At 64.9% G+C, this 9,940-nt stretch carries 9 protein-coding genes; 5 read left to right on the top strand and 4 right to left on the bottom strand.

Annotated features, from left to right (window positions below; translation table 11 throughout):
• Nucleotides 1-112 precede the first annotated feature (112 nt).
• Nucleotides 113-586, bottom strand: a complete 474-nt coding sequence (locus tag ACIP1G_RS31660) for a hypothetical protein (RefSeq protein ID WP_400744513.1) — start codon at nt 584-586, stop codon at nt 113-115.
• Between the two features lie 152 nt (nt 587-738).
• Between ACIP1G_RS31660 and ACIP1G_RS31655 the strand changes: the two genes are divergently transcribed.
• The 5 genes from ACIP1G_RS31655 (at nt 739) to ACIP1G_RS31635 (ending at nt 5,896) form a co-directional block, all read left to right on the top strand.
• Entirely contained in the window at nt 739-1,335 is a 597-nt protein-coding gene (locus ACIP1G_RS31655) for a paraquat-inducible protein A (RefSeq protein ID WP_400744510.1), read from the top strand.
• Nucleotides 1,332-1,961, top strand: coding sequence for a paraquat-inducible protein A (locus ACIP1G_RS31650; RefSeq protein ID WP_400744507.1), 630 nt, complete (start codon nt 1,332-1,334; stop codon nt 1,959-1,961). Before ACIP1G_RS31655 ends, ACIP1G_RS31650 begins: the two co-directional genes overlap by 4 nt.
• A complete protein-coding gene (locus tag ACIP1G_RS31645) occupies nt 1,961-3,601 on the top strand; it encodes an intermembrane transport protein PqiB (RefSeq protein ID WP_400744504.1) in 1,641 nt (546 codons plus the stop codon). Before ACIP1G_RS31650 ends, ACIP1G_RS31645 begins: the two co-directional genes overlap by 1 nt.
• A gap of 11 nt (nt 3,602-3,612) precedes the next feature.
• Nucleotides 3,613-4,149, top strand: coding sequence for a membrane integrity-associated transporter subunit PqiC (locus ACIP1G_RS31640; RefSeq protein ID WP_400744503.1), 537 nt, complete (start codon nt 3,613-3,615; stop codon nt 4,147-4,149).
• Nucleotides 4,150-4,510: 361 nt separating this feature from the next.
• Nucleotides 4,511-5,896: an amino acid permease gene (locus tag ACIP1G_RS31635; protein WP_400744500.1), complete on the top strand. Its 1,386-nt coding sequence runs from the start codon at nt 4,511-4,513 to the stop codon at nt 5,894-5,896.
• A gap of 109 nt (nt 5,897-6,005) precedes the next feature.
• Here ACIP1G_RS31635 and ACIP1G_RS31630 read toward each other — a convergent pair whose 3' ends face one another.
• The 3 genes from ACIP1G_RS31630 to ACIP1G_RS31620 form a co-directional block, all read right to left on the bottom strand.
• The gene (locus tag ACIP1G_RS31630; protein WP_400744497.1) at nt 6,006-7,454 is read right to left on the bottom strand and encodes a PucR family transcriptional regulator; all 1,449 of its coding nucleotides are present in this window, start codon (nt 7,452-7,454) and stop codon (nt 6,006-6,008) included.
• Nucleotides 7,455-7,518: 64 nt separating this feature from the next.
• The gene (locus ACIP1G_RS31625) at nt 7,519-9,072 is read right to left on the bottom strand and encodes an MDR family MFS transporter (protein ID WP_400744495.1); all 1,554 of its coding nucleotides are present in this window, start codon (nt 9,070-9,072) and stop codon (nt 7,519-7,521) included.
• Entirely contained in the window at nt 9,044-9,712 is a 669-nt protein-coding gene (locus ACIP1G_RS31620) for a TetR/AcrR family transcriptional regulator (RefSeq protein WP_400744492.1), read from the bottom strand. Before ACIP1G_RS31620 ends, ACIP1G_RS31625 begins: the two co-directional genes overlap by 29 nt.
• Nucleotides 9,713-9,940: the final 228 nt, after the last annotated feature.

Genomic DNA, 9,940 nt, shown 5'->3' with positions numbered 1-9,940 from the left:
ACGCCATGAAAAATGCCCCGCATCGTTGATGCGGGGCATTTTGCAGGAGCTGGCTCAAAATTTCAGGTTTTCACACAGCCTGTACAGGTACTGCGAAAAGCTTGAGGGCTGTTCAAGGGTTGACCTGATAGCCGCGGCCCTGCAGGCAGCCGCTGTAGGCACTGGCATGGGCCTGGTTTTTTGCTTCGTCCTGGCCGCGCCGGTCCTGGCGCCGGTCCTGGCGCTGGCGCATGCCACCCACTGCGGCACCGGCGGCGGCTACCTCGCCGGCACGGTTCTGCCGGTATTCCTGCTTGGCATCGTCACCCACCCGGTCATACAACTCGTCGTGCTGGTTGCCGCGTACCTGCGCGCCTACCGCACCGGCGGCGGCACCGGCGGCCGCACCGCGTACCCGGCCGCCGACATGAGGGTCGTTGGACGTCGCGCTGCTGTTCGCGGCATTGGTTGCGACGGTATTGCAATCGTTGATATCCAGTTGCATCTGCTGGCTGCTCTGGCCCTTGAGCGGCACCACCGACTGCGCCTGGGCTGCCGATGCCGCCCACAGCAGCACCAGCAGATAACTCCACTTGAACGTACGCATGGCACACCTCCAGTGGGCGGGAACCCCGTTTCACAGGATAGTTCGGCTTTGGCGCATGAGAATGGCAGTTTTGCCCAGATGGTCTAAACCGGATATCAAACGTGGTTCGCCTTCGCATCACTGCCTGAGCCCGGGCCCCCTGTGGAAACGCCATGAGCCAGCCCCATGACCTGATCATCTGCGAATACTGTGACACGGTGTATCACCGTGTGCCGCTGCTCAAGCACCAACGCGCCCTTTGCCAGCGCTGTGGCGGCGTGCTGTACCGGCACCGGTCACTGACCATCGAGCAGCGCCTGGCATTGAGTGTGACGGGCGGTATCCTGCTGGTGTTCGCCAACTTTTACCCGGTAATGACCATCGGCATGCAGGGCCTGACCCACTCGGCGACGTTGTGGGATTCGGTGCTGATCCTCAGCCACGGCAGTATCACCTTCATCGCCCTGGTCATGGCCCTGTCCATCATCTTTGCGCCGCTGCTGCAGATAGCTGTGCTGTGCTGGCTGTTGAGTTTCGCCCTGGCCGGCCAACGTGCCCCTGGTTTTGCCCTGTGCATGCGCGGCCTGGAGAGCCTGCGGCCGTGGAGCATGCTGGAGGTGTGCCTGCTGGGGGCGATGGTGGCGGTGATCAAGCTGGCCGGGTTGCTCGATGTGATCCCCGGCATCGGCCTGCTGGCCCTGGCCGCGTTGAGCATGCTGATCATCCATATTGCCGGCAAGGACATCCGCGACTTGTGGGAGCAGGTATGACCAGCCCGGCCAATGCCGACGACCTGGGCCTGTGTCTGTGCCACGGCTGCGGCCAGGCTTGTGACTTGAGCAGCGGCGCGCATACCTGCAACCGCTGTGGCGCCGCCATTCACCGGCGCAAGGCCAATGCCATCAGCCGCGGCTGGGCGTTTCTGCTGGCTGCGCTGATTTTCTACATTCCCGCCAACCTGCTGCCGGTGATGCACACCGAAATGCTCGGCAGTGGCAGCGAAAGCACTATCGGCGGCGGTGTGCTGGAGTTCTGGGAGGCTGGGGCCTGGGACATCGCGCTGATCATCTTCATTGCCAGCGTGGGCGTGCCCGCGATCAAGTTCTTTTCCCTAGCCCTGCTGCTGTACACCGCCCAGCACCGCTCCACCTGGGCCTGCCGGCAACGCTCGCAGTTGTACCGCTTCGTCGAGCTGATCGGCTACTGGTCGATGCTCGATGTGATGGTAGTAGCGCTGGTGGCGGCGCTGGTGCAGCTGCGCGGGCTGGGCACCATCGAGCCGCGGGTGGGCATCCTGTTTTTCGGCATGGTGGTGGTGCTGACCATGTTTTCTGCAATGAGCTTCGATCCACGCCTGATCTGGGACAGCCATGCCAACGAGGGGAGGCCGCATTGATGGGGCAACAGACTGACAAGCGCGATGGCGCGGGGCAGGCGGAGGTGCATACCCGGCGCTGGAGTGTGTCGCTGGTATGGATTGTGCCGATACTGGCAATCCTGATCGGCGCTTCGCTGGTGGTGCGCAACTGGATGCAGCAGGGGCCGGTGATCTCAATATCCTTCCACACCGGGGAAGGCTTGGTGGCACACAAGACCCAGGTGAAATACCGCAGCGTGGTGATTGGTGAAGTGACCACGGTGGACCTGGCCGATGACGGGAAAAGCGTGGTCGCCAAGGTGCAGCTGTCCAACGACGCCCGCTCGTTCGCCACCCAGGGGGCGCGCTTCTGGGTGGTGCGGCCGCGCATTGGCGTGGGCGGCGTTTCCGGGGTGGATACCCTGCTTTCGGGCAGTTTCATCGGGGCCGACTCCGGCGAGTCGAAAGTGCCGGAGAAGTCTTTCACCGGGCTGGAGCTGCCGCCGCCGATTACCTTTGACGAAAAGGGCAAGCGCTTTTTCCTTACCGCCAGCGACCTGGGCTCGCTGGATGTCGGCTCGTCAATCTACTACCGCAAGATCCCGGTGGGTGAGGTGGTGTCGTTTGCCCTGCAGGACGATGGCAAAGGGGTGGAGATTGGCGTGTTCGTGCGGGCACCTTACGACAGCTTCGTCACTGCGGACACGCGCTTCTGGAATGCCAGTGGTGTCGACATGCAGATCAGTGCCAACGGCCTGAAGGTCGATACCGAGTCGCTCTCGTCCATCCTGGTGGGAGGGCTGGCGTTCGGCTCGCCCGACTTCGCCCCGCAAGCCGAGCCGGCTGTCGACCAGGCCCGCTTCCAGTTGTTTGCCGACCGCGATACGGCGCTGGCGCCACCCAATGGCCAGGCGCAGTACCTGCAGTTGCGCTTCGACCAGGCCATGCGCGGCTTGTCGGTGGGCGCCCCGGTGGAGTTCAAGGGCGTGGAGTTCGGCCGGGTCACTGCAGTCAAACTCGATTACGATGCCACCCGGCAGACCTTCCCGGTGGTGGTCGATGCGGTGATCTACCCACAGCGGCTGGGGCCGGTACACCGCAAGATGTTGGCAGTGTTCAAGCACACCGAGGGCGACATGGACGGTGCGCGGCGGCTGATCGGCACCTTCGTCGAGCACGGGCTGCGCGCCCAGGCGCGCAGCGGCAACCTGATCACCGGGCAGATGTTCATTTCACTGGACTTCTACCCTGATGCCCCCAAAGTGGCCTTCGACGTGGCCGCAAACCCCATCGTCATTCCCACGCTGCCCGGCAGCCTGGAGCAGTTGCAGGAGCAGCTGCAGCGGGTGGTGGAACGGATCGCCAAACTGCCGCTGGAGAGCATTGCCAACAACCTCGACGGCAGCCTGCGTGAACTGCGCGCCAGCCTCAAGCAGTTCAATGGCCAGACGCTGCCGGACGTGAAGGTGGCGCTGGACGAAGTGCACAAGACCCTGCGCACGGCCAATTCGGCCATTTCCGAGGACTCGCCACAGCGCGAGCGGATGGGTGAAACCCTGGACGAACTGGAGCGCATGTCGCGTTCGCTGCGTGACCTTGCCGATTACCTGGGCCGGCACCCCGAGTCGCTGATTCGTGGGCGACCGAAGGCGGCCGGGGCCGCAGACCTTGAACCTTGAGGAGACAGCCGATGCATCGACTGCGCAATGTGTGTGGGGGCGGCCTGCTGCTATTGCTGTGGGGCTGCAGCAGCACCCTGAACAACTATCACACGCTGGTACCGAGCGAGCCGGTGCGCGACACCGGCCAGCGCATCCAGGTGGACAGGGTGGCCGTGCCGCCGCAGGTGGACCGCCCGCAACTGGTGGTGCGGCAAGGGCAGAGCGGCCTGGCCATTCTTGAGACGGAGTGGTGGGGGGCCAACCTGGTGGATGAGTTCCGCAGTGCCTTGCAGGACCAGTTGGGCGGGCCGGTGGGCGGCGGCAAGGCGTCGCTGCGGGTGGATGTGCAGCGCTTCGACACGGTACCGGGGCGCTACGCCTCGTTGCAGGCGGTATGGCGCCTGACGCAGCCGGGGCGGGCAGACCTGACCTGCCGCACCTCGCTGCAGACCGCGGCGGACACCAGCATCACCAGCCTGGTCAATGCTCACCAGGCCAACCTGCGCAAACTGGCCGAGGCAGTGCGGGGGAGTGCACGGCAGGGTAGCTGTTCTCAATCAACCTGACTGACAGGGGAGCTTCCTGAAGTCGCGCCGCCGCGCCGCGGACTCTGTGGGAGCGGGTTTACCCGCGAACACCGGCGCAGCCGGTGCCATACACCGCGTCGCCTGCTTCGCGGGTAAACCCGCTCCCACAGGGTACGCGGAACGCCCGCCAACCCAGTCCTCTTCGCGGCAGCGCAGCCCGTAGGGCTGGGTAATCTCCCGCATGGTTCGCGGCTGCGGCCGCAGGAACCCTTCTCACCCTTCATACATTTGTACAGGCCCACGCCTGCACGCCTGCATTTTTGCGCTAGGCCGTACACCGGGCCCTGCATACCCTCCTGAAGCGGCAATGTCGATTACCAATAATAAAAGGAGACAACCAATGCCGATTCAATCGGAGCATGACCCGCGTCTCAAGCGTGCCCTCAAGACCCGGCACATCAGTATGCTGGCCCTGGGCGGTGTGATCGGGGCCGGGTTGTTCGTAGGGTCCAGCGCGGTTATCGCGTCAACCGGCCCGGGCGCCTTCATCACCTATGCCATCACCGGGCTGATCGTCGCGCTGGTGATGCGCATGCTCGGCGAAATGGCCGCCGCACACCCGGCCAAAGGCTCGTTCGTCGACTATGCCCGGTTGGCCTTCGGGCGCCCGGCCGGCTACATGACCGGCTGGTTGTACTGGTACTTCTGGGTGATCGTGGTCGGTTTCGAGGCCGTGGTCGGCGGGCAGATCATCAACGCCTGGCTGCCCGCCATCCCGGTGTGGGTCATTGCCCTTGGCCTGATGGTCGGCATGACCCTGCTCAACCTGATGTCGGTGCACTCGTTCGGCGAGGCCGAATACTGGTTCGCCGGCATCAAGGTCGCGGCCATCGTGGTGTTCCTGGTGGTGGCGGGGCTGTATGTGTTCAAGCTGTGGCCCGGCTCCAGCGCCAGCTTTGCCAACCTCACCCAGCACGGCGGCTTCCTGCCACACGGCGTGGGCTCGTTGTTCACCGGTGTGGTGGTGGTGATCTTCTCCATGACCGGTGTGGAAGTCGCCACCCTGGCGGCAGCAGAATCGGAAGACCCGTCGCGCAACATCCGCAAGGCGGTCAACACGGTGATGCTGCGCATTCTGGTGTTCTTCGTGCTGGCGACGTTCTTCATTGTGGTGGCGCAGCCGTGGACTTCGATCACACCTGGCAAATCGCCGTTTGTAAGCACACTTGAACATATCGGCATTCCCGGCGCGGGCGACATGCTTACCGTGGTTATCCTGGTGGCGGTGCTATCGGTGCTCAATGCCGGGCTGTACACCTCGTCGCGGCTGCTCTACGTGCTGGCCTCCAACGGTGAGGCGCCGCGTTGGGTGGCCAAGGTCAGTGGCAACGGCGTGCCGGTGCGCGGGGTGATTGCCTCGACCGTGGTCGGCTATGGCTGCGTGGTGATTGCGGCGCTGTGGCCGGACACCGTGTTCCAGTTCCTGATCAACTCGTCGGGCACGGTGTTCCTGTTCGTCTACCTGGTGATTTGCCTGTCGCAGCTGAAACTGCGGCGCAAATGGGTGGCGGAAGGCTCGTTGAAGTTCGCCATGTGGGGGCACCCGTGGTTGCCGCTGCTGGTGACCGGGTCGATCGTGGCGGTGCTGGTGAGCATGGCCTTTGACCCAAGCATGCGGGTGAGCCTGGGGCAGTGCTTGGTGGCGATTGCGGTGATTGCGGTTTCTTACCTGGTGGTGCGGGTGCCGCGGGGGCAGCAGCGGGTTGCTGAAGTTGAGTTGAATTAGCGAATTTGGGGCCGCGTTGCGGCCCATCGCCGGCCAGCCAGCCCACAGGATCACCACAGGCCTGAGCCTTGTGCATGACCTGTGGGAGCTGGCTTGCCGGCGATGGCCTTTAGGCTTTGTCACCAAACAGGTCGGTATTCTTGCCGGCCTGAATCGCAATCCAGAACCGCGCAATCCCACTGGTGGTGGTCGGCTTGATCCCGGACAGCTGCTCCACCAGCTTCAACCGGTACACCAGTGTCTGCCGGTGAATCCCCAAATCATAAGCTGTGGCCTTCCAGTTGCTGTCGTTGTTCAGGAAGGTGACCAACGTCTGCAGCAATGCCGCGCCCTGGCTGCGGTCGTGCTCGATCAGCGGCCCCAGGTAACGGCCAACTAGCGCCCGCGCCTCGGCCAGCGACTTGGGCGCCATGATCAGGCCGGTTTCCGCTTCGCCATAGCGCAGCTGTTGCGCGCCATGTTCCTCGGCCTGGGTCAGCGCCAGGCGGGCTTGGCGCACACTCTCGCGAAACCCGGTGGCCGCCGCGATCGGCCCGCTGATGCCAATGACCGTGCCCTTGCCAAGGTTGTGGCACAGCGCCGCCAGGCTGGGTGCGTCGTCCCGGCTGATCGCCAGCAGCAGGCCTTTGTCATCGAGCAGCAGCGGCGTGCCATGGTGCAGGGCAGGGGCCTGGTGGATGTCGGCGCTGCTCCACGGGCCGTGGCTGCCCGGTCTGATCGCCAGGCTTATCAGGGTGCCGGCAAGGCCACGGCGTTCCAGCATCGGCCGTGCCAGGCTGAACTCCGTCTCGCTGTCGAGCAGGCTGCGCAGCAGGGCCGCGCCTTCTTCGCGCTGCTGGTCGCGGTGGATCATCAGGCGCTCCAGTTCGACCCCCAGCAAGCCGACCAGCGAACGCACGAGGATGGAGTCATCCTGCGTGCGCGAGCCTTTGCGTGCCATCAGCAAATTGGCGCGGGCGCGGCCGGCAATGGGGATGCGTTCGACCCGCTCGGGGGCCATTTGCCCGGCCTGGCGGGTTTCGACCACGCTGACGCCGCTTGGCGCGTCCTCGATGGCCAGGTCCAGGCCGAGGGTGTCGGCCAGGATAGCCAGGCGCCCGGCCATGTCCGGGGCTTTGCGCAAGGCGTCGGCGTAGGTCTGGAACAGCCGCTCGCTGGCGTTGAAGCGTTCGCGCTGGGCCTGCAGCACGCTCTCGATCACGTAGTGCGACAGCTTCACGAACTCCAGCTCGAAACTGCCATGCAGCACTGGGAACAGCAGGCGGTCGGCGGCGGCCAGCAGCTCGCTGGAAAGCGCCGGGGCATCGGCCCGGGGCGCGACCACCAAGGCGCTGGGGTTGCTCTGCACCAACTGCTCCAGCCAGCTCACCTGGGCTGCCGGGGCGCTGGGCAAGCCGACGCCAGTGGTCATCACCAGGTCGCCCGGCGACACCCAGCGCCATGGGTCTGGCAAGTCGACGGTGTGGGCCCAGGTGATCAGCCTGCCAGTGCCGGCCGCGCCAGCCACGGCCTGCAACTTGAGCAGTTCGATATCGATCAGGTCCTGCACCGTGAGCATGGGCGTTTCTCATTCCAAAGAGCTGCCAAGCATGGCGCTTTACGCGGGCCGGGTAAACCTTTGTTCACGCCTGTGCGGCCTTGCGCAGCGGCACTTCGCGCAGCAGCCAGGACAGCACGAAGGCCACGCTGGTAATCACCCCGGCCAACAGGAACACGCCATGCATGGCCCCGGAAAACGCCTGCAGGTAGCTGTGCTGCAGCGCAGCGGGCAGGGCGTGCACGGCGGCAGGCGAGAGGCTGGCTGGCGACCCGGCACTGGCGCTGAAGTCACTGCCAAGGCCGCCCAGCAAGGCGTGCGAGAACAGCGCGCCGAACAGCGACACGCCGATGGCGCCGCCAATCGAGCGGAACAACGTGGCCCCGGAGGTGGCCACACCCATGTGGCGAGGTTCGACGCTGTTCTGCACCGCCAGAATCAGCACCTGCATGACCATGCCCAGGCCTGCACCGAGCAGGCCCATGTACAGGTTCATCAGCACCATGGGGGTGTCCAGCTCAAGCCGGCTGAGCAGGCCCAGGGCAACCACCTGCAACAAGGTGCCGAGGATCGGGAACACCCGGTAGCGGCCCCAGCGGCTGATCAGCCGCCCGGTAACCGCCGATACCACCAGCAGGCCGCCCATCAGCGGCAGCATCTGCAGCCCGGCACTGGTGGGCGTGGCGTTCTTCACCACCTGCATGTACAGCGGCAGGAAGGTGACCGCGCCGAACAGCGAGACGCCGACGATGAAGCCGATCAGCCCGGCCAGCACGAAGGTACGGTGGCGGAACAGGTGCAGCGGCATGATCGGTTCGGCGGCGCGGCGCTGTTCCAGGGCAAAGCCGACCAGGCCGATCAGGGCGAACAGAGACAGGCACAGCATATCCAGCGATTGCCATGCCAGCAGGCTGCCGCCCAGGCTGGTGATAAGCACCAAGGCGCCGAGTGCCACGGTAAGGAAGAACGCGCCGATATAGTCCACCTTGTGCTGCACCAGGGCCACATGCGGGCGGAACACGTTGCCGATTACCAGCAGTGCCAGCAGGCCCAGCGGCAGGTTGATGTAGAAAATCCAGTGCCACGACAGGTGTTCCACCAGGAAGCCGCCGATCAACGGCCCGACCACCGTGGCCAGGCCGAACACGCCGCCGAACAGGCCCTGGTAGCGGCCACGTTCGGCAGGCGGGATGACATCGCCGATGGCGGCCATCGCCACCACCATCAGGCCGCCACCACCCAACCCCTGCAAGATACGGAAAGCGATTAGCTGGCCCATGGTCTGCGCTGCACCACACAGCACCGAGCCCAGCAGGAACAGCACGATAGCGACCTGCAGTACGCGCTTGCGGCCGAACTGGTCGCCGAACTTGCCATACAGCGGCACCACCACCGTGGAGGCCAGCAGGTAGGCAGTGACCACCCACGACAGCCAGCGCAGCCCGCCCAGGTCGCTGACGATGGTCGGCAGCGCGGTCGAGACGATGGTCTGGTCCAGGGCGGCCAGGAACATCACCAGCATCAGGGCCGCCAACAGCACCGGGATGGAGGTTTGCGCGGGCGCTGCGGCGGTGGTGGTATCAGTGGATGTCGGTTGCACGGGGCTGACCTCAACGGTGTGTGGCGTGGGCCTGGGCATGCTGGCGTCCTGCATCCTGCAGGCCTGCCAGGGCAAAGTGATACAACTGGGCTGCAACCGCCTCGACGGGCATCTGCAAAATCTCGTGCAGCGCCCCGGCGCCGCCGCGCGGGCCGATCAGCAGCATTGCCCAGGGCGCCGTGACGCAAAGAATGCAGCGGGTCAGGGCGGGGTCGTCGACAGGCAGGGTGCTGATCTCGCTGAACAGCCCCTTGAGCAGCGACAGCCGCAGCGGTGCGGCGGCCTGCAAGTGCGCCTGGCCGTGGGGGCTGGGGGCGAGGATTTCTGCAGCCAGTACCCGCAGGTGCCAGTTGTCCCTGGCGGAAGTGGCCTTGTGCACCACCAGTTCCACCAGCACGCGCAGTTTTTCGGCTGGTGCTTGGCTGCCTTGGGTGATGCGTTGCAGGTCGCTGAGGTCGAGGAAGCGCTGGCGGGCCTCGTCGAGTACCGCCAGGTACAGGCCGTTGCGGCTGCCGAAGTGGTAGTTGATCGAGGCAAGGTCGACTTCGGCCTTGGCGGCCACCGCCTTGTTGCTGGTTTCGGCGTAGCCGAGTGCGGCGAACAGCTCGCCGGCGGCTTCGAGAATGCGGGTACGGGTGGCGGCGCCGTCCTTGCGTGGTTCGCGGGGGGCTGTGGACATGGCGGGGACTCTGCGCGTGAAGGGTATGGGCAGAGCGTGGCGCAGGGTTAATTTAAAATCAATTTAAATTTAATTTATGTGGTGAAACATGGGGCCTTGGGGGCTGCTTTGCAGCCCATCGCGACGCAAGGCCGCTCCTACACAGGCTGTGTGAAAACCTGAAATTTTGAGCCAGCTCCTGCAAAATGCCCCGCATCAACGATGCGGGGCATTTTTCATGGCGTACAT

Source organism: Pseudomonas sp. NPDC089392 (assembly GCF_044749595.1).
Lineage (GTDB): Bacteria > Pseudomonadota > Gammaproteobacteria > Pseudomonadales > Pseudomonadaceae > Aquipseudomonas.
The sequence above is the reverse complement of the archived record's forward strand: the minus strand, read 5'-3'. Positions and strand labels throughout refer to the sequence as shown.

Coding starts and splice junctions, on each gene's coding strand:
- ACIP1G_RS31630 (WP_400744497.1), bottom strand. CDS start 7,454: ATGCTCACGGTGCAGGACCTGATCGATATCGAACTGCTCAAGTTGCAG.
- ACIP1G_RS31660 (WP_400744513.1), bottom strand. CDS start 586: ATGCGTACGTTCAAGTGGAGTTATCTGCTGGTGCTGCTGTGGGCGGCA.
- ACIP1G_RS31650 (WP_400744507.1), top strand. CDS start 1,332: ATGACCAGCCCGGCCAATGCCGACGACCTGGGCCTGTGTCTGTGCCAC.
- ACIP1G_RS31640 (WP_400744503.1), top strand. CDS start 3,613: ATGCATCGACTGCGCAATGTGTGTGGGGGCGGCCTGCTGCTATTGCTG.
- ACIP1G_RS31645 (WP_400744504.1), top strand. CDS start 1,961: ATGGGGCAACAGACTGACAAGCGCGATGGCGCGGGGCAGGCGGAGGTG.
- ACIP1G_RS31635 (WP_400744500.1), top strand. CDS start 4,511: ATGCCGATTCAATCGGAGCATGACCCGCGTCTCAAGCGTGCCCTCAAG.
- ACIP1G_RS31620 (WP_400744492.1), bottom strand. CDS start 9,712: ATGTCCACAGCCCCCCGCGAACCACGCAAGGACGGCGCCGCCACCCGT.
- ACIP1G_RS31625 (WP_400744495.1), bottom strand. CDS start 9,072: ATGCCCAGGCCCACGCCACACACCGTTGAGGTCAGCCCCGTGCAACCG.
- ACIP1G_RS31655 (WP_400744510.1), top strand. CDS start 739: ATGAGCCAGCCCCATGACCTGATCATCTGCGAATACTGTGACACGGTG.